The sequence below is a fragment of the Bradyrhizobium sp. dw_411 genome (genome assembly GCF_018449695.1).
Lineage (GTDB): Bacteria > Pseudomonadota > Alphaproteobacteria > Rhizobiales > Xanthobacteraceae > Bradyrhizobium.
The window spans coordinates 257533-281177 of record NZ_JAAVUY010000009.1; the positions used below are offsets into that span (position 1 = coordinate 257533).

The 23645-nt window shown below is 59.0% G+C and carries 21 protein-coding genes; 13 read left to right on the plus strand and 8 right to left on the minus strand.

Annotated features, from left to right (window positions below; translation table 11 throughout):
- Positions 1–42: 42 nt before the first annotated feature.
- From HB676_RS17735 to HB676_RS17750, 4 genes are all read left to right on the plus strand, one after another.
- A complete protein-coding gene (locus HB676_RS17735) occupies positions 43–1206 on the plus strand; it encodes a polysaccharide biosynthesis/export family protein (RefSeq protein WP_249780304.1) in 1164 nt (387 codons plus the stop codon).
- Positions 1207–1501: 295 nt separating this feature from the next.
- Positions 1502–3547 carry a hypothetical protein gene (locus HB676_RS17740; RefSeq protein WP_213739128.1) on the plus strand — a complete coding sequence of 682 codons (2046 nt, stop codon included), beginning with the start codon at positions 1502–1504 and terminating at the stop codon, positions 3545–3547.
- Positions 3548–3611: 64 nt separating this feature from the next.
- Entirely contained in the window at positions 3612–3914 is a 303-nt protein-coding gene (locus HB676_RS17745) for a hypothetical protein (RefSeq protein ID WP_213739129.1), read from the plus strand.
- A 124-nt stretch (positions 3915–4038) separates the two neighbouring features.
- Positions 4039–5520, plus strand: coding sequence for an undecaprenyl-phosphate glucose phosphotransferase (locus HB676_RS17750; protein ID WP_213739130.1), 1482 nt, complete (start codon positions 4039–4041; stop codon positions 5518–5520).
- A gap of 458 nt (positions 5521–5978) precedes the next feature.
- Here the strand turns inward: HB676_RS17750 and HB676_RS17755 are convergent, their stop codons facing one another.
- Entirely contained in the window at positions 5979–6359 is a 381-nt protein-coding gene (locus HB676_RS17755; RefSeq protein WP_213739131.1) for an H-NS histone family protein, read from the minus strand.
- A 500-nt stretch (positions 6360–6859) separates the two neighbouring features.
- On the opposite strand from HB676_RS17755, the gene HB676_RS17760 reads away from it, so the two are divergent.
- Positions 6860–7240, plus strand: a complete 381-nt coding sequence (locus HB676_RS17760; protein WP_213739132.1) for an H-NS histone family protein — start codon at positions 6860–6862, stop codon at positions 7238–7240.
- An 83-nt stretch (positions 7241–7323) separates the two neighbouring features.
- Here the strand turns inward: HB676_RS17760 and HB676_RS17765 are convergent, their stop codons facing one another.
- Entirely contained in the window at positions 7324–7638 is a 315-nt protein-coding gene (locus HB676_RS17765; RefSeq protein WP_213739133.1) for a hypothetical protein, read from the minus strand.
- 1547 nt (positions 7639–9185) lie between these two features.
- On the opposite strand from HB676_RS17765, the gene HB676_RS17770 reads away from it, so the two are divergent.
- The 5 genes from HB676_RS17770 (at position 9186) to HB676_RS17790 (ending at position 14394) form a co-directional block, all read left to right on the plus strand.
- A complete protein-coding gene (locus HB676_RS17770; protein WP_213739134.1) occupies positions 9186–10583 on the plus strand; it encodes an MFS transporter in 1398 nt (465 codons plus the stop codon).
- Positions 10584–10652: 69 nt separating this feature from the next.
- Positions 10653–11882: a hypothetical protein gene (locus tag HB676_RS17775; protein WP_213739135.1), complete on the plus strand. Its 1230-nt coding sequence runs from the start codon at positions 10653–10655 to the stop codon at positions 11880–11882.
- A 22-nt stretch (positions 11883–11904) separates the two neighbouring features.
- Complete coding sequence (locus HB676_RS17780; protein ID WP_213739136.1) at positions 11905–13110, plus strand: alpha-hydroxy acid oxidase; 1206 nt, start codon at positions 11905–11907, stop codon at positions 13108–13110.
- Positions 13111–13182: 72 nt separating this feature from the next.
- Positions 13183–13866, plus strand: a complete 684-nt coding sequence (locus HB676_RS17785) for a GntR family transcriptional regulator (RefSeq protein WP_213739137.1) — start codon at positions 13183–13185, stop codon at positions 13864–13866.
- 276 nt (positions 13867–14142) lie between these two features.
- Positions 14143–14394: a hypothetical protein gene (locus HB676_RS17790; RefSeq protein WP_213739138.1), complete on the plus strand. Its 252-nt coding sequence runs from the start codon at positions 14143–14145 to the stop codon at positions 14392–14394.
- Positions 14395–14599: 205 nt separating this feature from the next.
- Here the strand turns inward: HB676_RS17790 and HB676_RS17795 are convergent, their stop codons facing one another.
- Complete coding sequence (locus tag HB676_RS17795; RefSeq protein ID WP_213739139.1) at positions 14600–15007, minus strand: hypothetical protein; 408 nt, start codon at positions 15005–15007, stop codon at positions 14600–14602.
- 199 nt (positions 15008–15206) lie between these two features.
- Here HB676_RS17795 and HB676_RS17800 point away from each other — a divergent pair, with 199 nt between their 5' ends.
- Together HB676_RS17800 and HB676_RS17805 are read left to right on the plus strand one after the other, a co-directional pair.
- Positions 15207–16766, plus strand: a complete 1560-nt coding sequence (locus tag HB676_RS17800; protein ID WP_249780319.1) for a caspase family protein — start codon at positions 15207–15209, stop codon at positions 16764–16766.
- 89 nt (positions 16767–16855) lie between these two features.
- A complete protein-coding gene (locus HB676_RS17805) occupies positions 16856–17263 on the plus strand; it encodes a DUF4864 domain-containing protein (RefSeq protein WP_213739141.1) in 408 nt (135 codons plus the stop codon).
- Between the two features lie 20 nt (positions 17264–17283).
- Here the strand turns inward: HB676_RS17805 and HB676_RS17810 are convergent, their stop codons facing one another.
- The 5 genes from HB676_RS17810 to HB676_RS17830 form a co-directional block, all read right to left on the minus strand.
- The gene (locus HB676_RS17810; RefSeq protein WP_249780305.1) at positions 17284–18564 is read right to left on the minus strand and encodes an MFS transporter; all 1281 of its coding nucleotides are present in this window, start codon (positions 18562–18564) and stop codon (positions 17284–17286) included.
- 402 nt (positions 18565–18966) lie between these two features.
- Entirely contained in the window at positions 18967–19404 is a 438-nt protein-coding gene (locus HB676_RS17815) for a hypothetical protein (protein ID WP_213739142.1), read from the minus strand.
- 20 nt (positions 19405–19424) lie between these two features.
- Positions 19425–19694 carry a polymorphic toxin type 44 domain-containing protein gene (locus HB676_RS17820; RefSeq protein WP_213739143.1) on the minus strand — a complete coding sequence of 90 codons (270 nt, stop codon included), beginning with the start codon at positions 19692–19694 and terminating at the stop codon, positions 19425–19427.
- Positions 19695–19893: 199 nt separating this feature from the next.
- Entirely contained in the window at positions 19894–20271 is a 378-nt protein-coding gene (locus HB676_RS17825; protein ID WP_213739144.1) for a hypothetical protein, read from the minus strand.
- Positions 20272–20419: 148 nt separating this feature from the next.
- Entirely contained in the window at positions 20420–20956 is a 537-nt protein-coding gene (locus HB676_RS17830) for a transposase (RefSeq protein WP_213739145.1), read from the minus strand.
- A gap of 326 nt (positions 20957–21282) precedes the next feature.
- Between HB676_RS17830 and flhA the strand changes: the two genes are divergently transcribed.
- On the plus strand, positions 21283–23517 hold the full coding sequence (gene flhA / locus HB676_RS17835; protein ID WP_213739146.1) for a flagellar biosynthesis protein FlhA: 2235 nt from the start codon (positions 21283–21285) through the stop codon (positions 23515–23517).
- The last annotated feature ends 128 nt before the right edge of the window (positions 23518–23645 follow it).

The window sequence follows — 23645 nt, forward strand, 5'->3', positions numbered from 1 at the left end:
TCAATCGCGCTCCTGGCATTGTCCGGAGCGGGTTGCTCGATCATGCCTGCCACCGGCCCGCAGTCCTTTGACGTTCGCGCCTCGTCGGAAACCTCCGATCCCGCGAGCCTCCCCTACGCACTGGTGAAGCTGGCGCCCGAAGTCGTTGGCATTCTCGGTCATTATACTCCAACTCTGTCGTCCGCCTTTGCGGACAAGACCCCTCCGAAAGCATTTCGTTTCGGAATCGGCGATATCGTCAGTGTCACGATATTTGAGGCTGCACCGGGCGGTCTGTTCACTTCCGATTCCGGCGTTCGTGCCGGTAATTTCGTGACAATTCCCAATCAAGCCGTCGACGAGAACGGCCACATCACCGTTCCCTATGCCGGTATCATCCAGGCGAAAGGCCGGACCCCCACCGAAATACAGAACTCGATTCTGGACGGGCTGAAGGCGCGTGCGCTTGAACCGCAGGTGGTCGTGGCGTTGGCCGACCAGCACACGTCACTCGTTAGCGTTCTTGGCGATGTCCGTGCCGCCGGGCGTTTTCCGGCGAGCCCGTCCGGAGAGCGTATTCTCGATGCCGTCGCGCGAGCCGGGGGCCCTGGCAATCAGGGCTATGACATGTGGGTCTCGCTTGAACGGCAGGGACATCGGGCAAGTGTCCCGTTCGGAGCACTGCTTTACCAGCCCACCAACAATATCTACGTACTTCCAAACGACGTGATCTACCTTTTCAGTCAGCCTCAGACTTTCGTTGCTTTCGGCGCCTCGGGGACTCAAGGGCAATTCCGGTTTGAGGCCTGGCGCCTGTCGCTTGCGGAAGCTGTCGGGAAACAGGGTGGCTTGAACGATGCGCAGGCCGATCCTGGCTCCGTGTTCCTTTATCGTGGCGAAACACGGGAGGTCGCCGAGCGGCTTGGGGTCGACTGCAGGCGGTTCGAGGGCCCGATCATTCCCGTCATCTACATTGTGAATTTTAGAGACCCCTCGGGATATTTCCTCGCGCAATCCTTCGAGATGCGAAACAAGGACGTTATCTTCACGTCCAATGCCGCCTCCGTGGAGACCACGAAGTTCTTGAATTTCCTGAGAACGATCATGGCGACAGCGAACGATCCGATCATTTATGCAACCAACGGCTACGCACTGAAGGCGGCGACTCAGGGCGCGCAGACAACAACCATCCTTACGACGCCAACTCCCATCACTACCGGCCATTGACCTCCGGCCCGAAGACGGCTCTTAAGGCGAACGGCGTGACGGGTTACGCGAGCCGCAGTCAGCGACAATGTCGGTGCGCATAGCTGGCTCGTGAGGGTCCCGGGATCTCTTAAGTCACCCCTTCATTGGAGCACATTATTCCGCGCAAAATGTCATTGTTTTAATTTATTTAATTATATAACCTCACTCCGGTATTTAATTATTAAATAGTCGGACGGGCTGGCGGCGCCGATCCATATCCTGGACAGCCTTCGGAATTGGCTGCGCGCCACCACTCGCCGGGACCGGTGCACCAATGATCGTTGCCTTCGTGTTATTGATCTTCTTGATTGCCGCGATGCCGGCATTCAGGGCGCTCGACAACGTCCTCGCCACAGGCATGGTCTCGGTCATAGTTGCCGTTGCGATCGTATCGGTCGCGCTGACGCTGCCTTCAACCGCCCTCAATCGTCTTTCCAGATTGCTGAAAACGGCAACGGTCATCGTTCTGATTCCGTGTTTCTGGATGCTGATACAGGTCCTTCCCGCTCCAGGCCGCTTGGCCAATCCGGTGTGGGCGAGTGCGGCAACGGCTCTGGATATGCCTTTTCTCGGTGCGGTAAGCCTGGATATCGGAGCTACGCTGCTTTCTCTTGCTCATTATTGTGTCGCGCTGGCAACCGCCCTGGTTACCGCAACCATTGCGCTCGACAGGCAGCGCGCGGAAAGCATTCTATTCGTGCTCACGGCCATCACCGCGTTAACCTCCGCGCAATTGATCGCGTTTGACCTGGGATATGCCGGCTTCGCCGGTTTCGAACACGTCGCCGAGCGAGCAGATGCGATGGACACGGCCGTGATTGGATTTATCCTTGCCTGCGCTACCGCAATTCATGTTCGGGATTTCTTTGGCTCCAAGAACACGAAACAGCGAAATTCCCGGATCGGTGCGATTATCGCTGTGTTGGCGATCGGCGCGTCCTTCACAATCTGCCTGGCTGCGATCATCATCAGCGCCGACACTGTTACATTTCTTTCTGCGCTGGTCGGCTGCGCCATTCTCCTGGGATTACTGGCCATTCGGAGATGGCAATTGGGTCCATGGGGCCGGACGGGCATGGCAGCGCTGGCCGTGGTCGGAGTCGTCGGATTTTTTTCGATCGCGCCGGTCCAAAAAGACATGGATCCCACACTGGCGCTGTCGACACAGGTCCAAGCCGCATCAATCGAGCGGATGTTATCCGACGGAAAATGGGCCGGATCGGGTGCGGGATCGTTCGATGCTCTCTTGCCGATCTATCAAGGCATCGACGAGGAGGTTTCGGGCAACAACCCCACCGCGGCAGCGATCGTATCAATAGAGATGGGACGGTCATTCTTCTGGGTCGGCATCGGTTTGGCTCTGATTGGCGCCTTCATCCTCTCCAAACGCGCCCTGTTGCGCGGCCGGGATTATGTTTATCCGGGCGCCGGTGCCGGCTGCATCGTCGCGGTGTGCATTTTGCTGTTCGCGAATGAGGGAGTCCTTGGCCTGACGACGTCGCTTGCGATGAGCGTGGTGTGTGGCTGGGCCTTTGCGCAAAGCGGAAGCAACAGGGACCATCGCCTCTCGGAGCTCTATGCGGCCCTCGATGCAAAAAGTGAGGATCCCGGCACCGGCCTTTCGCTCCGCCCTGACGTATCGGCGAAGTCGTGGATGCGAGTAGTACTTGCTCTCCTCGGTCTGGTGCTGATCACTCAGGCCGCCTGGATACTGCTTGCCGAAAGGTATTCGCAAAATCACATGCGGCTGCCTCTGAACCAGCAGGCGGCTACTGTCGTGCGCATCGAACAGGACAAGATCAGGCAGGCCGCGGCCATTGCAGCCGTACGAGGTGACTTATGGGCGGAAAGCGCATTCACCTACGCGGGACAACTCTGGGTCGATCCAGCCCTGGGGCTGGATGCCGACAGCCGCTCGAACGGAGATGCGATGAAAACTCTCGTTCGGGCGCTCAGGTTTTCTCCGCATCGCGGCGACGCATGGCTGCTGTTTGCGGCCATGGCGGATCGCTGCAAATGGGCGAGGTATCATCCGGGATTGCTGCTCAAGATGTCCTATTACACCGCTCCGAATGAAGCATCGCTGCTTCCGCTACGCCTGAATGTTTCGCTTCACAATCAGGACGCAATAGCCGACATCGAACTTCAGGATCTGGTGCGGCGCGACATCGGGGTCGTCCTGACCCGCGCGCCAGTCCTGAGGCCCGCGCTGGTGGCCGCATACAGGTCGGCATCCCCCGCAGGCAGGGCGTTCGCGGAACGCGTCATTGCCGAAATCGAACCGGGCTATCTCGGTGTTGTGCGCGCACGATTTCCGTAGCGGCCGATCTATTTTCTTCCGGGGCGCCGCCAGGTGCTCTGATTATTTATTTGGGGACATCCACGTGGCTGCGCGTGCGGCCGGCGAGACCTGCGTGTTCGAGCACACTTCGAAGATAGATGCCTCCGAGATAGCCAAACTGTATCGCAATCAGACTTCCAATCGCCCAAAAGACAGCTTCGGAAAATCCGAACGCAACCGTCACGACGACGCTTTCAATCAAGATGAAAGCCACCAGGGTCAGCAAGGTCCTGACCGTAAAGCCGGTCCCTACCCCGATGCCGACAAGAAAGTGAATTGCGATTGCGGATATCAACCCACCCCCCCGACCGAAGCGCCGCCGGGCAGGCTAAAAGAGAGCGGTTAATGGCCCGTGAATGACATTATTATTTAATTTTTTGGATAATTAATATTTAAAAAGCTTGCATTTTAAATGGGAGGCGCGATAATTAAATGCATATTAATCCACCCGATTATTTGAAGCGCTGCAGATGAATTACGCAAGACACAATATCAGCGCGGACGTATCGGACGGCATTTCCGCCCGGAGCCCGAGCGAGTTTTCGTCGAACGAACTCGGCAAATGGCCGATCCACTACGACACCATCGAGCCATTGGCGATCGCGACCGATCTGCTCGTGATTGCTCTTGCGAGCGTGGCTTCCGGTCTTTTGTATCATCTTTACACTCAGGGGGCTCCCGGTGACATCGGAAAGTCCCTCGGCTCGGCGATCCTGGTGTCGGCCCTGTTCGTCTCGGTGATGAAGCATCGCGGGATGTACAAGCCCGCCGCGTTACTGCTTCTGCGCAGCCAGGTTCGTGAGGCGTGCCTGGCCTGGTCAAGCGTGTTTCTGCTGCTCGCGGGCACCGTGTTCGCGTTGAAAATCGGGAGCGAGATTTCCCGGGTCACCAGCCTTCTCTTTGCTTTTTTCGGTCTCGCCACGGTCATCGTGCATCGCAGCGTTTTGAAAAGCCTTCTCAAGCGGGGGCTTGCTGGCAGACGATTCTCCGGCCGCAACATCGTTCTGATCGCCGATCAATCATCGGCGGATAGTGCCGATCTTGCCCAAACCCTGACGGGCCTGGGTTTCCGCATAGAGGGGTCCTTCACATTGCCGCCGCCGGGCGCAACCCTGGCTTACAGGGCCAGATTCGCCGCGAAGGTTATCGAGCATATTCGTGACGCAGACGTCGAAGAAATCGTCGTCGGAGCAGATCCAAATCGCTGGTCCGATCTCCGCGCTCTTGTAGCAGAACTTAGAGTCGTTCCATTTCCAGTCAGCTTCATACCGGTCGGCACGGGCTCGGAAATATTCCGGCGGCCTTCTCGCGAGCTTGGCAACACGGTTTGCGTGGAGCTTCAGCGCGGCCCGCTGAGCAGCGTCGAGCACGCAGCGAAGCGAGGTATCGACGTGCTGGTCGCCGGCATCGCTCTGACAGCACTGCTCCCGATCCTTGCGATCGTGGCAATTGCCATCAGGCTCGACTCGCCAGGGCCCATCCTGTTCAAACAACAGCGCTGCGGCTTCAACGGCAGACGTTTCCAGATTCTCAAATTTCGTACGATGTCGGTACTGGAGGATGGCCCCTCGATCGTGCAGGCTCAGCTTGCTGACAAAAGGGTAACACGTATTGGCTGGTGGCTGCGCAGGACAAGCGTTGACGAGTTACCCCAACTGCTTAACGTACTGGATGGCAGCATGTCCCTGGTGGGGCCCCGGCCGCACGCCGTAGCCCACGATAATCAGTTCAACAAGATTGTTCAGAATTATGCGTTTCGTAGCCGCGTAAGGCCCGGACTTACGGGCTGGGCGCAAGTGCACGGCTGTCGGGGCGCCACGCCCACCGCGGCATCGATCGCGCAGCGCGTGAACCTCGATCTCTGGTATATCGACAACTGGAGTTTCAAACTCGATTTTTTAATCCTGCTGCAGACACCGATCGAGGTATTGCGCGCACGCAATGCCTACTAGCGCGGCAGAAAACACCGGCAGGACGTGATCAGTTCCGGTCGCTTTTAGGATAAAGCGCATCCGCAATATGCTTTAGAATAGCCTCGGAATCATCCTTTGATATTCCGGAGATCTCGCCGCCCGACCTGTCCGGCGGCCGCCTGCGCCGCGCCATATCAGGCCCCGTCATACCCAACTCCGCCTCAACGCGTTTCCAATCCGTATTACCCACGACTGCCTCTGCGCAAGGTTGCAACCAAGCCTCAGAGTACAGTCGCCTCAGCGCTTTAACTAAAGGAAACCGCGCTCTTGGTTAAGAGCGCATTCTTTATGGTTCATTTATTCGTCGAAATGAACGCCCCCGATGCGCTAAGCACCAGACACGAATTGAACCAATGTGACTGAAACAATGTGGTATTTTCGTAGGCTGGAAAGCGCCCTTGTCGCCGCGGTCCACGGAACGTAAAGGCTTCCCGAAGCTAGGCTCGTTGCCGCCGGCTTTTCAACCCCGCAGCGTCGCTGATTTGAAAATCCTCAATCTTGCGACCGTTCTTCAGTGCAGCGACCAACCAGCGCGGTCGCTTGCCGCGGCCTGACCAGGTCTCAGACGGGGTTTGTGGATTACGATACTTTGGAAATACGCGCGGGTACTTACGCCGAATCTTACCATTGGCGCCCTGCACGTTGAAATCTGTCGCGCCTTCGATTGCCAGACGACCGCGATTGAGAACGGCTAAACGCCGCTCAAGCTCATGCTTTTCTGTCGTTATTCGCGTTGACAAAATTTTGCTGACAGTCTCATGGAGCGACCAGAGATCGTCAACCGACATAATTTCGAGATCGACCTTCTTCATTGCCATACCGAATACCGACCTGCTGAAAGTTTCGCGAACCTATTACCAGAAGACTCTCGATGCAAGCGAGTCGTTCCCGCTGACCGCGCAGGTACCCGAATCCGACGCGATCAGCGCGGCCATCGGACGAATGACTGACGCCTCCATCCTCACTCCGCAATCGCGGGCCGACAATACCAACACCTCGGACAACTTACGCGTGTTGCGACGCAACCGTCCCGAGAGCAACCCCGTGATGGCGGGACACTCAATAATGCAACTATTTTTTGCATTTATGCCGCAGTTATTTGCTAATACCCCTCGGGGCGCAAAAACTACCGTCTGGGGATAAAACACATATAATCCAAATAATCCAGTTAAGATGATTCGCAAAACATTCAATTAAGTGTTACATATAATCCCGATTTAAGATGATTCGCTGAATTCAATCACCCGGCGGTTGCGATTCTGCAGATGATCCGAATACCGCCATTTCGGCCGCACTAAAACAGTTGCGAGAGAGCGCGATGCGCAAACCGGAACTTCATGCGATGGAATTTGATGAGCTCTGGCTCATTCATGAAGAAATTACCAGAATATTGGCCGAAAAAATGGTCGTGGAAAAACGCGAGCTGGAGACACGCCTCGCGAAACTGAATCGAGCGGAAAAAATCCGGGACGAAAGAAGTTCTCCGCAATCAGCCAGATTAAATCGCGCGCCACGCCGCAAATATCCAAAAGTCCTGGCTAAATACTTCAATCCTCAGTCCCCTTTGGAAACATGGTCCGGCAGGGGAAAACAGCCCAGGTGGCTGGTCGCCGCGCTTGAAGCCGGGCACCAGTTGGACGAATTCAAGATCAGCAATCTGGACAAAACCACGGTAAAAACAGGCATTGCGCGCAATTAGACGCCAGAAGTTTTCTGCCGGCTACTCGCGCAAGCGAGGCCGATGTTAAATGTCACGCATCATCGCCGGGAACCGACCTGTTCCTAGACGCGGGCTCGCAGTCGATTCCGCCGCTCGTTGTGGGGCGACAATTTTGAATGCTGAACGGCGCGCGGACGGCTCGTGACAATAAGGCGCCGCCTGATCATGTCCTGGCGATACAAGCCGTTCGCCAAACAAGCGCCGATCGTTCGAATTTCACCCAGCAACACGTCACATAGTCTGATCTGCGCCATTAACGCCGAAGGCGTTGAATCCTCGTCCACCGGCAAAGAGAGCTGGCTTTTTGCCGCCTTCAGCGTCCTCAAAGAGTGCGAGACCGAATGATTATTTAATTTATTAATCTGAACCAGCTTCATAATTACCCCCTTACTTTAAATATGACTCTTTGGAGGTTAAGCAAATCTCGTACCTTTTAGACAACCCGGATTAAATTAGGTTCAAACCATCTTCGCCAATCCCGCTTCCCTTTCAACTGCGCATTACGTCGCGGATTGTCCGATCCCCGACATAGCAAGAGCGATCTTTTTAGGGCGCGCACGACGATCGACCGAAGAAATTTCCGAATATCCGAGTTCATTCGCAACCTACCAGAGTACCCAATTTCAGGCCATACCGGAGAAACACGGAGATGAACCGTATTGCCATTGCCAATCAGCCTGAGCAACCGAACGGGGCCGCTACTGCCGGCGATGCAGGCCGAGCGTTCGGCCGGCAGCAACCGCGACGTTCGGTCCCATTGATCGGCACAGATCGCACGCGTCCGGGATTGCACTGACAGACAAAATTTACTCGGGCACGCTCTATGTTACCTTATTCATTCTTGCTCGTCAGATCCGAACGCTGACGTTCTGCGATTTCAAGACGCTGTTCTGCTTCTCGAACTTCGGCACGGAGACGTTTGAGTTCAGCAAACTGCTGAGCAAGGTCCCGAATGCCTTCCTGAAAAGATAGCCCCTTAAAACGGCGCCTGGTTTTTATTTGGCCCCGAGAACTCATATTAATCAATCTCTCTCTTCGGCAATCTGCAAAGCGCGTTTATTATGTTTTTCGACTATGGATTTTATTTTATTAAACGATTTTATCGCGTCAATTTAATAACAAGTTTAACCCTAACCGGCCGCCCGCAGGGCGCGCGTCTACTCCTAAAGTCTCGCTCCCTCAAAGGAGATCGTCCAAGCTGCAAAGCTCGCATCCCGTGGTGTGGTGGGCGATCTCGCCGTGCCGACCGACCACTCAATCGATGGTGCAAGCTGGATCGAGCATGGCCAGCAAACGGCGCTAACCGAAAGCGCAACGCCTCGGAGTGAACCGAACGACTGCCGTCGCTTGTGTACGTCACGTCGGAATCGGGAGCGTCCCCTCACTGATCTATCGCGCGTCCATCCGTCTCGTTCGAAGCGCAATCGATTTGACTGCATCGAACCGCCCCTCGATTGAGATGGAATACGCTGGGAGGCCGTGTTGTACCGAGCGAAGTGCTCGTCAACAGCATCCGCCTTCTTGCGCCCCCTGGACTCTGCGAGCCGCAGCAGGGTGTGCTTAGAATTGAATACCGCGCGTCGGCGATACAGGGACCGCTGAGGTGTTCAACGGGGCCCCAGCGGCGTTCCCGCACCAGTTTCGCGCGCGACACCCGCGGGTCTTTGGGGCCGTCTCCACCGCCAGATCAGATAGCCACGGCTCTCACAGGCTCTGACGCGCTTTTCGTTCATTCGTTGAGCATGGACACGGTTTATCGACATCGTCTTAGGCGATGATCTCGCGCTAAGCCCGATACGATAGATGCAGGCGTCCATCGTTGGCCTAGAAGAGCTTGGGCAAGATGAATAAGGGCCAAGAAGCGCTTGTCTTACGTTGTTTACTGTATACACTATACGAAAATCAAAACGACGGGGGAAACAAAATGGCTGTTTTGCAGGCAGATGCGGGATCTGGACACCAACCCAGGAAGGCCGCCATCAGCGGCTGGATCGGTTCGACGCTTGAATTCTATGACTTCTTCATTTTCGCGACGGCTTCGGCCCTCGTCTTTCCGCAGATCTTCTTCCCGTCGGACAATCCGACGGCCGGAATCTTCGCCTCATTGGCAACCTACGGCGTCGGCTATGTCGCGCGCCCGCTCGGGGCCATTTTCCTGGGCCATTGGGGTGATACGCATGGCCGCAAGAGCGTGCTGGTGCTTTGCATGTTCATGATGGGGCTTTCGACCGTTGCCGTCGGCTTTCTGCCGACGTATAGCCAGGTCGGACTGCTGGCTCCTCTCCTGCTGATCATTCTGCGATTGATCCAGGGATTTGCGGTCGCCGGCGAGATTTCGGGGTCCAGTTCGCTGTCTCTTGAGCATGCGCCCTTCGGAAGGCGGGGATATTTCGCGAGCTTCACCACGCAAGGTGTGCAGTCCGGCCAGATCCTGGCGGCTGCGATCTTCCTGCCGATCGCCGCCTATATGCCCTCGGCTGACTTCAACGCCTGGGGCTGGCGCATCCCCTTCTTCCTCAGCGGCTTCGTTCTGCTCGCCGCCTGGATCATCCGCAAGTCGGTCAACGAAGGACCCGCTTTCGACGCCCAGCGCCAGCGTGGCGAGGTCCCCAAAGTGCCGTTCATCGAAGCGGTCACGACAAGCTGGGATGACATACTGCGCGTGACCTGCATCGCCGCCATGAATGTCATTCCGTCGGTGACGACGATCTTCGGCGCAGCCTATGCCGTTCAGCCCGCCTACGGGATCGGCTTGCCGAAGGAGCTTTTCCTCTGGATACCGCTGCTGGGCAATGCTGTCGCCGTGCTGGTGATTCCGTTCGCCGGCAATCTCTCCGACAAGATCGGAAGAAAGCCGCTGGTGGTCGCGGCGTGCCTTTGCTGCGGCCTGTTGTCGTTTGCCTATCTCTATTCGATCAGCATCAAGAACGTTCCGATGATGCTGTTCTTCTCGATGCTGATGTGGGGCGTCTGCTATCAGGGACACAACGGCGTGTTCCCGGCCTTCTTCCCCGAGTTGTTCACGACGCGCGTTCGTGTGACGGCGATGGCGATTGGACAGAATGTCGGAACCGCCGCCACCGCACTGCTGCCGGCGATCTTCGTGTCGGTCGCGCCGCCGGGTTCGGCCTATATTCCAGTTACGGTGGGTTGCGTCGCGTTCGCCGTCACGGTCGTGGCGGCCATCGCGGCCCTGACCGCGCGCGAAACCTATCGCTTGCGGATTGAAGACCTCGGCAAGCGTGACGCCGTACCGGTTTCCGAGGAGCAATATCGCGAGGTACGCGCCAATGCCATGCTGACGCCAGCACCAGCCAAATAGCGTCAGCCAAATCATGAAGCCGGGCAAATCCAAGAAATTACCGGCCAGAAGAAAATCGAAGGATAAAGAATGAAGCCCGCTGCATCGAAAAACATAAAATTCGTCGCGCACTCCGACCTCGGTGGCAAGCCCGACGGCGTGCAAGTCATGGTGCAGCGGGGCTACGCCTATATCGGTCACGGCTTCGCCAACGGCATCACCACGCTGGATGTCCGTGACCCGAAGAACCCGAAAGTGGTCGACTTCATCGCCTGCCCGCCGAATACGCGCGCGTTTCACCTCAATGCCCACGGCGATCTGCTGCTGGCGGTGAATGCGCCGAGCGTGTGGGGGATGAAGGAGTTTGCCGAGGACGGCACCGTCTACTTCAACGGATCACCGGCCGAAGCGCTCAGAGGCAAGCTGGACCGTTTCACGTCCGGCATTCGCGTCTACGATATCTCCAAGCCGGAGAAGCCCGTTGAAATCGGCTTCATGCCCATCGACGGCCTTGGACCGCAACGCATCTGGTACACCGGCGGACGCTACGCCTATGTCTCGATCCACTTCTCGGATTTCACCGATCATATCCTGGCGATCGTCGATCTGATCGATCCGACCAAGCCGAAAGTCGTGGGCCGTTGCTGGATTCCGGGCATGTGGACCGGCGGGGGCGAAACTCCCACCTGGCGGACCGGACGCCGCTATGCGCTGCATCACGTCGTCGTTGCCAACGGCCTGGCCTACGGCGCGTGGCGTGACGGTGGTCTGACGGTCATGGACGTATCAGACCCCACGCGGCCCAAACTCCTGGTTCATCGCAACACCGACCCGCCGTTCGGGGGCGGTACGCATTCTCCGCTGCCGCTGCCGGATCGCAACTTGCTCGTGCTTGCGGACGAGCCGACATCCGATCACTGCAAGGACGGGTTCCGCTACATGTGGATGTACGACATCCGCGTCCCGTCGAATCCGATCAGCATCGCGACTTTCCCGTTGCCGGAAGAAGCCGATTATTGTGCGAAGGGCGGCAGTTTCGGTCCGCACAATCTGCATGAAATGCGGCCGGGCTCGTTTCAGGACTCGAACTTCATCTTCGCGACCTACTACAACGCCGGCGTCAGGGTCTATGACATCAAGGATCAATTCCGGCCAAAGGAAATCGCCTATTACGTGCCGCCTAACCCAACGAGCCTGATCGATCCGCGCCCCAATCGCGCATTGGTGACCCAGTCGAACGATTGTTTCGTCGATCCGAACGGGCTGATGTTCCTGACCGACCAGAACGGCGGATTGAACATCCTGCAGTTCGAAGGCTGATCTCGGTCACGGGAGAACAATGATGACCGATCAAACGCTGGGCGCCTACAACATCGAGGACCTGCGCATTATCGCGCAGCGGCGCGTTCCCAAAGGCATCTTCGAATTCGTCGACCGCGGCAGCGAGGATGAAATCGCGCTTCGCAACAACCGGGCGGCGTTCGAACGCATCAAGCTTAACCCACGCCCGCTGGTCGACGTGTCCAAACGCAACCAGGCCATCGATCTGTTCGGCCAGCGTCAGGCCATGCCGATCGCGATCGCGCCGTGCGGCACCGCGGGCCTGATGTGGTATCAGGGCGAACTTGAACTGGCGCGGGCGGCAGCCGCCGCCAAAATCCCGTTCACGCTTGCAACGGGATCGATGACCGCGATGGAGCGGATCGCCGAAGAAGCTCCCGGGCAATTGTGGTTTCAGCTCTATATGTGGCCCGATCGCGCCATGTCGCACAAGCTCGTGGCGCGGGCACGCGACGCCGGCTTCGAAGCGCTCGTCGTCACCGTAGACGGCGTGGTGTCGGGCAATCGCGAATATAATCTGCGTAACGGCTTCACCGTGCCGTTCACCTATTCCCGCCGTAACATCGTCGATGTCATGCGGCATCCGCGCTGGATGGTCGGCGTGCTCGGCCGCTACACGCTCGGCGGCGGCTTGCCGCGCTACGAGAATTATCCCGCGGAGCTCAAAAACCGGATCACCGCAGCCCCGATGGGTAAGGGAATGATGCGAAACGACTCGCTGACCTGGGACGATCTGAAGGTCCTGCGCAGGATTTGGCCGAAGACGCTGATCGTCAAAGGCATCATGAACGCGGCCGCCGCCGTCAAGGCCGCCGATTGCGGCGCCGATGCGGTGGTCGTGTCCAACCATGGCGGGCGTAATCTGGACAGCACGACGGCGCCGATCGATGTGCTGCCGCAGGTCGCCGAAGCGGTTGGCCATCGGCTGACGGTGCTGATGGACAGCGGCGTGCGACGCGGCAGCGACGTCGTCAAGGCGCTGGCGCTGGGCGCGCGGGCGGTGCTGATCGGCCGGCCCATGCTTTATGGCACGGCCGTCGGTGGCGAGGCAGGCGCCGCCCGCGCCATCGGCATCTTCCGTGACGAGATCGATCGCACCATGGCCCATCTCGGATACTGTACGGTCAAAGAGATCGATTGCGACTGCCTGGCCGCGCCAGTTGAAAAGCCCGACCCGGCAATCGCCCGGCGCGTTGCAAATGGATAGAACAGGTTGGCAGATGAAATCGGGAACAACTTCGAAAGCGCGGCCGCTGCATTCCGGCCCGGCAGACCTATCATGAGCGCGCTCCGTCCGATCGAAAGTAATTCGGTTTCCGACACGGCTTTCGATCGGCTCGTCGAGGCGATCACATCGGGCGAGTACGCGCCGGGCCAGAAATTGTCCGAGACGGAATTGGCGTCAAAACTCGGCATCAGCCGGATCCCCTTGCGGGAGGCTCTGGGCCGTCTCGAGGGCAAACTGGTCACGCGAACCCCGCGATTGGGCACGCGCGTGATCGAATTAAGCAGCTCGACTCTGGAGCAGCTTTTCTACGTCCGGGAAGCGCTCGAAGGGATGGCTGCGCGCCTCGCGGCCGAGAACGCAACCACGGCGGAAATCGCCGCACTTTCCGAGCTCCTCGCGCTCGAACAGACGCGCTGTGGCCCGAACGCAGAGACGTACCTTGCGTCAGACGACGAGGATTTCCACTTTAGGATCATCAAGGCGTCGCGCTGCGAGCAGTTGGAGAAGCTTCTGCTGGAGACGGTCTATTACCGATTGCGGATTTATCGCGCCCGGGCCCGCATCGACATCAACAGAGCCAAAGCCGCCATGGCAGAACACCGCAAGGTTGCCGCGGCCCTGCTCGCGCGAGATGCTGACGGAGCGGAGCGGGCGATGCGTCATCACATCCAGGCGTCGCGTCTCAATCTGATTTCGCGGCTTAACTTGAAGCGGCCGAAGGCGAGCGCTGGCTGATCGTGCAATCGCGTACCGATCGTGTGTTCCGCAAGGACAACTGTAGCTAACCGAGCTGTCAGTCGGATTCGCTTCGCCGTCTTTTTCTCGGTCGAAATTCCCACTTTCGCGCCAAAAGACTATTGGACCCACGAACCAGGGGTTAGCTGTTCCACTCCCACGACACGGCTTTTGGATAGACAACTAAAGGCAGAATGTGATCAGTAACTCGCTATGGCAAAATTCCGGCCCGCAAACATCTCCTCAAAGAAACTCGTTCGGTCGATTGGAGATCGCATGGGTCAATTGTTCAGAAAACTGCAGCAGTACAGAAGGCAACCAAGCCCGCCGTCTTTCACATCTGTAAAATGGCTTTCTAGCCGACGCATTCGCCAACAATATTTTACGGACCAATTCGAAAGCAATTCCCAGCTGTTCGATCAGGCGTTTGCTGACACCATCGATAAAAAACGCGACGAAGCCGAGAAGCAATTTCTAAAGGTCGCTTTAATTCAAATCACCATACAGTCAGAGAGCATCCTCCCGTGAGGACCAAATGGCAATCTTGCGCTGCAACCGCGCGATGGCGGTCCTGCGCGGTATTCAATTCACCGCCACGGTAGGCGTCAGCCCCAACGGCATTAAAGCGATCAGCGCCCATCTGCGCCAACCGCATGCGGCTATAGCCTGCGCTCAATGGAAGCCCCAATCGAGAGATTTTAGTCCGGGTCGTCCGGACTTCGTTCCGATCGAACTAGTGACTTGTTTGCTCGCTTCTTGACAGCGACAACTGCGGCGCACTCGTCTCGAGAATCCGGTCCAGCGTCGATGCGCTGGCGGCGCACATCGCCTGCGAGACGACGTTGCCGGAATTCTCGAAGGCCCGGGAGAGCGCCTGGAATTGCGATGCGGCGAGCTTGAGGATGGAAACCGGAACGTGGACGTGGCCGTCGCGGGAAAACGCAGCCAGTTGCTGCTCGATGCTGGCGTTGCTGGAGCGCGCCTGCCGAAGCAGTTCTTCGGCTTCGTTGGCCCGCCGCACATTGGCTTCGAGGAGTGCCGCGGCGCGGAGCAGGTTTTCCGAGTTGGAGCCGTTCGACATCAGGTCCGCAAATCGATGCAGAAACCGCAGGATGACTTCTAGATCAGAGGTCTCTGTCAAGACGTCCCTCGATAACCGAAGCACGGGTGAACTGCGCGATTCTAGCTGATTCGTTGCTTTCGCCTACCGAAACTACGAGGCTGTCAACCGGGCGCAGGGCCTATCGAACCAAATCGAGCGCTGGCAAGACCAACAGGCGGCAGGAAAGAGCCCTGCCGGCGGAGGCGGTGTCATGGCTGGGGCGGGTCGGATCGGCATCATGTCGCGATTGTTGTTCGCGGCATTTCTGATGTGCACCGCCATGGGCTCGGCGGCGCACGCCGAAAAACGCGTCGCGCTGGTGATCGGCAATTCGGCCTACAAGGCCGTGCCTGTACTGCCCAACCCCACCGCCGACGCCAAACTGATGTCGGACACCCTGCTGTCCCTGGGTTTTTTCGTGGTCGGCGGCGGCGCCGAACTGGACCTCGACAAAGCCGGCTTCGACAAGGCCCTTCAGGATTTCGGCCATGAACTGGCCGGCGCCGATGTCGCGCTGTTTTATTATGCCGGCCACGGCGTCGAGACCCATGGCCTCAATTATCTGGTCCCGGTCGATGCCCATCCGCTCGACGAAGGCGATGTGTTTGCACAGGCGGTCGGCACATCGGGGATCCTCGACCAGATGGAAAAGTCCGGCGCCCGGATCAATCTTGTGCTGCTCGATGCCTGCCGCGACAACCCGTTCAGGGGCATCGGGGTGCGCTCGAAGACCGGCGGTCTGGCGCAAATGCAGGCCCCGCCGGGAACGTTGATTTCGTTCGCGACCCAGCCGCGCAGCGTCTCGCTCGACGGCGTCGACGGCCACAGTCCCTATACCAGGGCGCTGGCGGCTACGATGCAGCAGCCCGGTTACGGCCTGTTCAGGACCTTCAACGAGGTCGGCCTCGCGGTGCAGAAGTCCACCGGCGGCTCGCAATTGCCCTGGGTGTCGTCTTCGCCAATTTCCGGCAGTTTCTATTTCGCCGGCAAGCCCGCCCCGATTGCCAACAGCCAGCCGGTGGGTCCCGCTGGCACGTCGCCGCCGATCGTGGAGGCGCGGCTGTCGCCGCCGGACGACAATCCGAGCCTGCGCCGCGATCTCATCACCGATTGCGACCGGCTGGCGGGAATGCCTTACGATACCGGGCACGCGCCCAGTATCGCAGGCCTCGAAGTTGACAAGATCGACATCCCGGCCGCGACCAAGGCCTGCAACGACGCGATCGCGCAATATCCCGATGTGATCCGATTTACCTTCGAGGCGGGACGCATCGCGACCGCGCGGAAAGATTTTGCCGAAGCGCGGCGGCTCTACCAGCAAGCCGCCGACGCCGGCTATGGCATGGCGATGAATAACATTGGCGCGCTCTACGAGGCCGGTTCTGGCGTGCCTCGCAACTACGACGAGTCGGCACGCTGGTACGCCAAGGGCGCAGCGGCGGGCGAGCCGATCGCAATGGTCGATCTCGGCTGGCAATATGAGCACGGCCACGGCGTCAGGAAAGATCTGGAGGAAGCGCGCCGGCTGTATCAGGCCGCCGTCGATGCCGGCGTGCCGGCGGGCATGAACAATCTCGGCCTGATGTATATGTATGGGAGCGGCGTTGCGCGCGACTATGCACGGGCGCGCCAATTGTTCGAGCAGGGCATCGCACTTGGCGATGCTTCCAACATGAACGATCTCGGCGTGCTCTACAGCGCCGGCCGCGGCGTTCCCCGCGACGCCAGGATCGCGCGGCAATGGTTCGAGAAAGCCGCCGCGCTGGGCAATCCGGAGGCCAGGCAAAATCTGAAATGATGGCGCGATACTTGCTGGGATAACCTGACCGCTCGGCGCTGAAACTATTCAGCCCGCCAAGCGTAACAGCTCAATGGAGGGTTCCCCGCATGCGCGCCCTGATTTTGCTGACCGCCCTGCTGCTCGGTCTCGCGGCTCCCGTCCACGCGGGAGACGACGTCGCCGCCGCGCAAGGCATCATCCGCTCCCAGGCCGAGGCGCTCGGCCGCGACGATGCCGCGACGGCCTATTCCTATGCCTCCCCCGCGATTCAAAACATGTTCCCGCAGGCCGATATTTTTCTCGGCATGGTCCAGCGCACCTACACGCCGATCTATCGCCACAAGAGTTTCGAGTTCGGCGAGGGACGCGCCGCGGACGGCAAGATCGCGCAAGCTGTCCACATCGTCGATGCCGAGGGCGTGCCGTGGCAGGCGCTGTATACGCTGGAGCAGCAGCCCGACGGCAGCATCAAGATCAGCGGCTGCGTCCTGCGCAAGACCGGCGAACCGGCATGAAGCGTTTTCGAGCGAAGTCTTTACGCTAATGCCAGCCGCTGCCGCGAGCGGATCAACAGCGTGACCATGATCGTGACGTTGACCAAATTCCATCCGAGCCCGTTGAGGAACGCCGCCGCGTAGGAGCCCGTGGAGTCGAAGATCACACCGGACACCCAGCCGCCGAGCGACATCCCGAACACCGAAGCAAAGATCACGATGCCGACGCGGGTGGCGGCCTGCGACGCCGGCATCGCCTCGCGCACGATGATGGCGTAGCTCGGCACGATGCCGCCCTGGAACAGGCCGAACATCGCCGAGATGATGTAGAGCGAGGTCAGACCGTCGAAGAACAGATAGAACAACAGCGCCGCGCCCTGCGCGACCGAGCCGATCAGGAGCGTGCGGATGCCGCCGATCTTGTCGGCCAGGAACCCCGAACCGATCCGGCTGATGATTCCAAAGCCGAGCATCAGCGACAACATCTCGGCGCCGCGCGCCGCGCCATAGCCGAGATCGCCGCAATAGGCGACGATATGGACCTGCGGCATCGCCATCGCGACGCAGCAGGCGATGCTGGCAATCGACAGGATCACGGTCAGGGCGTTGGTCGAAAGCCGCAGATCGACCCGCGGCGGCGCCGCATCGACGTGGCTGCGCTGCGTTCCCGCCCCCATCAGCACGCGCAGCCAGACCAGCGCGAGCGCCATCGCAATCACAGTGAAGATGCCGATCGCGATATGGGTGGTGCGCCAGCCGATCGTCTCCATGCCGAAATTCACCAGCGGCGGCCAGATCGTGCCGCCTATATAATTGCCGCTGGCGGCGATGGTGACCGCAAGCCCGCGGTAGCGGCTGAACCAGTGCGAGGCTTCCGCCATCAGCGGGCCGAACGTCGCCGATGCGCTGAGCCCGATGACAAGATGCGTGATAATGAATTGCCAGATCGACGGCGACATGCCCGCCCCGATATAGCCAAGGCCGAGCAGACCGACGCCGAGCCCAATGGCCGTGACGATGCCGTAACGGTCGGTGATTTTCCCGGTCAGCACGCCGCCGGCGCCGAAGCCGAGCATCACCATCGTAAAGGCGAGTGACGCGGTGCCGCGCGAGGCCGCGAATTCGGTCTGCACCACCGGCAGCGCCACCACGACCGACCACATCCCGACGCTACCGAGCGAGCCGATCAGCACGGCCACGGCCAAACGCGTCCATGCCCGGCGCGAATCGGGGACGAACAGCGTCGAATTTCGGCTGGAAGGAGAAGCAATTTCCACGGCGGCCGCAACTTCGTCGGCCGCTGCCATCAGGTCAAGCGCCATGGCGCGATATTGGGCATGCAGATGCAGCGCAACAGGATGTGGTGCGGCGCGGCATGGTTAGTGGACGACGTGCCCAGCAGCGGGTTCAGATGTGCAATTGGAGGTTAGGAAATCTAGGGATTTCAGATTGGCGTCGGCCGGGAGACTTCCGGAACATCAGCATAGCCCTCTTGAAACAACCACACGCCCTGATCTTTGCCTCTCTCAAGCATTTCGTAGACTTCGTGGATGTCGGCTGTTGGTGGGAATTACTGTGACAGTGCACTTAATTAATCTGCAGCACCGCAATTAGTGCACTGTCACCGTAATTCCGTAATTCGCCGTAATTCGTCACCGAAATTCTGTAACTCTGTCACCGTAATTCGTTCAGCGATATTTATAGACATAGGCATATTGTTTGTGTCAGTCCGTATTCTGTGTGAACACGTACCAATGGTTGTCGACCTGGCGTAGGTAGACGTTGCCGACGTCCTGCATGTGCGGCCCTAACGCGGTCACGACGCTTCCCTTTCGCTCGGGATCACCCGGGACGTAAGTGAGGCCTATGATCTGCTCGGGACCGATTGTCATAAGTCCGCGCACACCCAAGATGAAACGCACGGTGCCATCGTAATCACAAGCTATGCGCATTCGCCGGTCGATACGGCTGGCGGCCGCTGCCGCCTCCGGTGTCAACTGCCCAGCACAATGATTCTGAATCATCTTGGTGAGCGCGGCGAATTCTTCCTCGTGTGCGGCATAGAGCGTGACTACGTGCTGTTCATCAGGGAACGGCGGAAACAGCCAACGCCATGTGATTAAAACCAACACCAAGGCCAGAAACCCAGCAACACCAATCATAATCCACCGCCGGTTCACCATTATTTGCCGCCGCCTCCACTACCGACTTGGCCAGTGTTGCCGCCGTTGCTATTCGCGTTCGCAGCGACATTGCCGATCTGGCTGGAATCGATCGTCGACAGCGTGCCCCCGTTGTTGATCGCGTTCGCTCCGCTTGTGATATCTTGCGTATTGATCGGGTTGTTCGTGCCTCCGTGCAGTAGGTCACCCATGCCCGTCAACGTCCTATTGGAGTAGCCTGCCGCCGCGCCTGTGGCGCCGTATTCGAAATTGCCGAACGCGTCATACATTGGGTTCTGCAGCCCGTAGGGCGGATTAGCCGAAGGCGTAATCCGCCATCTTCTTTCTTCTTCACCGCGGCGGGTTACGCCTTCGGCTAAACCGCCCTAGGCACCGTAATTCCTAATCGTGAAACCACGACGCGATTTGGCATCGCATGCACCCCAATCAATCCTACGAGCTTCACTCCTTCACAAAATGTCGGCCGGCTCAATAAACTGGAAAAACACCTTTCGAAGTTCGTAACACGTAGGATTCAAATCCTGAACCATCTGGAATTATTCGAAACCCTCTCTCTACGCCAAAGTTGAACGTCAACTGGCCGACCGTATCAACGTTAACACTAGCGACCTGCTCGTTGAAAAACTCAAAAAGAATTGCTGAAGTTCCTGGAGACGCGCCATGGCCGGACTGCAAGAGCCTACCGTCAAACACCTCAAATACACACTGCAAGAGTACCGATGATCCATTAGAGAAGTGCAATATCATCGACCCAAAGCCTACCAGAACTCCGACAAATGCCGAGGTCGCCAAGCTGCTTGCGTCAGTCCGCAAATTTTCCAAGTCGGATTGCGAGAGAGATGTCATGGCGTACCTCTTATCACGGACTCGGGGTCGGTGTGGGTGGTAGCCCGTAGGATGGGTTGAGCTCTTGCGAAACCCATCATCTGCTGCACGTATCATGGTGATGGGTATCGTTGCGCTCCACCCATCCTACGCCACCACGCCACACGCGCTATGATCGCTCGCCAAAATCCCCGGCATAATCGGTGATATCGCCAGCCCAATCCTCGGGATAGATTCCGAGTTTCACCATACGATGGAACGACGAATACGGCCAATCCCGCACCCGCGACACGAGCCCATGCTTGACCGGGTTGATATGGACGTAATCGATATGACGCGCGAAATCGTTCTCGTCGCGAATGGTATGCTCCCAGTAACGCCGCTGCCAGATACCGCGTTCACCCTTGGCGGCGCGGCTGTCTGAAATCCTTTCGCCGGTTGCGAGGCGGCGTGAGAATGCCGATTTGATCAGCCGCCAGCGCGTGGAAAAATCCGCGTCGGCCTCGGGGAGTGTCCAGACCGTGTGGAGATGATCAGGCAGTACAACTACCGCATCGATTGTGAACGGATGACGCCGGCGCGTCTCGCGAAAGGCGATGCGCAGTTCATCGATATGTTGCGTCAGTACGTTCAGCCGGCGCTCCGCCAGATTGACGGTGAAGAAAAAGCTGCCCCCGGCCACGAAGTTGCGACGATAGCCGGTCATGCCAGCAGGCTCCGATGATGCGATAGACTAGGTGATGGGTATCGCTTCGCTCCACCCATCCTACAACCCCCACCGCTCTGTAGGATGGGTTGAGCCATTGCGAAACCCATCGCCGGCCCCATTCCCGTATACAGCCGATTGGGGCTCAGCGATTCCGGTTCATGGTCTGATGGGTATCGCTTCGCTCCACCCATCCTACACGCTGGCGCTCGCCCGGAAATGACGGGTTAATCTCCCCGTTAACCCTTTCCTAACCATAAACTGGGCAAAAATTGCCGAGTGGAAGAAGTTGAGTGTCGTCAGCCGCGTAGAACGGGGGAGTACCCGTGGACGCCAGTGCGGTGCCTCACTTTCGAAACGGTGGCCCATCGGCCGCCGCGCAGTCGTTTGGCGCCCGTGATCGGCATTCGCGGGGGGAAGCAGCAGTAATGGTCGACGTCACGGCAGGTCAGGGCGCAGGGGCCCCCTCAGGCGGGTTCCCGAGTTTCAGTGAAATCCGCAATATCCTGTTGCGAGGCGATCTCGGGCTGGCGTTCGGCATTCTCACCATCCTGGTGGTGCTGATCCTGCCGCTGCCCTCGATCGTGCTCGATCTGTTTCTCGCGATCTCGATCACGCTGTCGATCCTGATCCTGATGACGTCGCTGTTCATCCAGGCGCCGCTGGAATTCTCCTCGTTCCCGACCATCCTTTTGATCTCGACCATGCTGCGGCTGTCGCTCAACCTCGCCTCGACGCGGCTGATCCTGTCGCGCGGCCATGAGGGCACGGACGCCGCCGGCCACGTCATCGAAGCCTTCGGCAATTTCGTGATGGGCGGTAATTTCGTGATCGGGATTATCGTGTTCGCGATCCTGGTGATCGTGAACTTCGTCGTCATCACCAAGGGTTCGGGACGTATCGCGGAAGTCGCGGCCCGCTTCCACTTGGACTCCATGCCCGGCAAGCAGATGGCGATCGACGCCGATCTGTCGGCCGGCCTGATCGACGAAAAGGTCGCCAAGGAACGGCGCAAGGCGCTGGAAGACGAAAGCGGCTTCTTCGGCGCGATGGACGGTGCCTCGAAGTTCGTGCGCGGCGATGCGATTGCGGGGCTTCTGGTGGTGTTCATCAACATCATCGGCGGCATCATCATCGGCGTGGCCCAGCAGGGCCTGGCTTTCAGCGAAGCGGCGCGCACCTACACGCTACTCACCGTCGGCGACGGCCTGGTCACGCAAATTCCGGCGCTGATCGTCTCGACCGCGGCAGGTCTGCTGGTCTCGAAGGCCGGCGTCAGCGGCGCCGCCGACAAGGCGCTGATGAAGCAGCTTTCCGGCTATCCGCAGGCGCTGGGCATGTCGGCCGGCGTAATGCTGCTGCTGGCGACCCTGCCGGGCATTCCGATGTTGCCCTTCCTGATATTGGGCGGCGGTGCCGCCGCGGCCGCGATTTCGGCCCGCAAGAACAAGCGCGCCGCGACCGCGGCGGCAGCGAGCGCAGCCGCAGCTCCCGCCAATGCCGCGGCGGCCGCGGCCGCCGCCGAAGAGCCGATCTCGACGGCATTGAAGATCGACGACCTCAAGATCGAGCTCGGTTACGCGCTGCTGCCGCTGGTCAACGGCCCCGACGGCACCGACCGCCTGACCGAACAGATCAAGGCGCTGCGCCGCTCGCTTGCGATCGAAATGGGTTTCGTGATGCCGGCGGTGCGCATTCTCGACAATGTGCAGCTCGAGGCCAACACCTACATCATCAAGATCAAGGAAGTGGATGCGGGCACCGGCCGGATCTGGCCCAGCCAGTTCATGGTCATGGATCCCGGCGGCAGCCAGGTCGCCGTACCCGGCATTCACACCATCGAGCCGACCTTCGGACTGCCCGCGACCTGGGTCGATGCCAGCCTGAAAGAAGAAGCCTCGCTCAAGGGCTACACCGTGGTCGATGCCGCGACGGTGCTGTCGACGCATCTCACTGAGCTGCTCAAGAACAACATGTCGGACCTGTTGTCCTATGGCGAGGTGCAGAAGCTTCTCAAGGACCTGCCGAAGGAACAGGGCGAATTGGTCAAGGACATCGTGCCGTCCCAGGTCACGATATCGGGCATCCAGCGCGTGCTGCAATTGTTGCTAGCCGAGCGCATCTCGATCCGCGACCTCTCGACCATTCTGGAGGGCATCGCCGACGCGCTGGCGTTCTCGCGCAACCCCGCGACCATGGTCGAACATGTGCGCGCCCGGCTGGCCCGGCAGATCTGCGCGCAGAACACTTCCCACAACGGCTATCTGCCGCTGATCGCACTATCAGCGAAATGGGAACAGGCCTTCGCCGAGTCGCTGATCGGCCAGGGCGACGAGCGCAGCCTCGCGATGCAGCCCTCAAAACTGTCGGAGTTCATGACCGTGGTGCGCGAGCGGTTCGAACAGGCCGCCCGCGAAGGCGAGGCGCCGGTGCTGGTGACCTCGGCCTCGATCCGTCCGTTCGTGCGCTCATTGGTGGAGCGCTTCAGGTCGCAAACAACGGTGCTCTCGCAGGCCGAAATCCACCCCCGCGCCCGGCTGAAAACGGTCGGAAGCGTCTAGGGCATTTTCCCGCGAAGGCTGCGCTTCGCGCAAAGAAAACGCGTCAAAACGGAAAAACGAAGCAGCGACTGCGATGCTTTTTCGCCACAGGCAAATGATTTATCCAATCGAGCACATCAACGGCCATT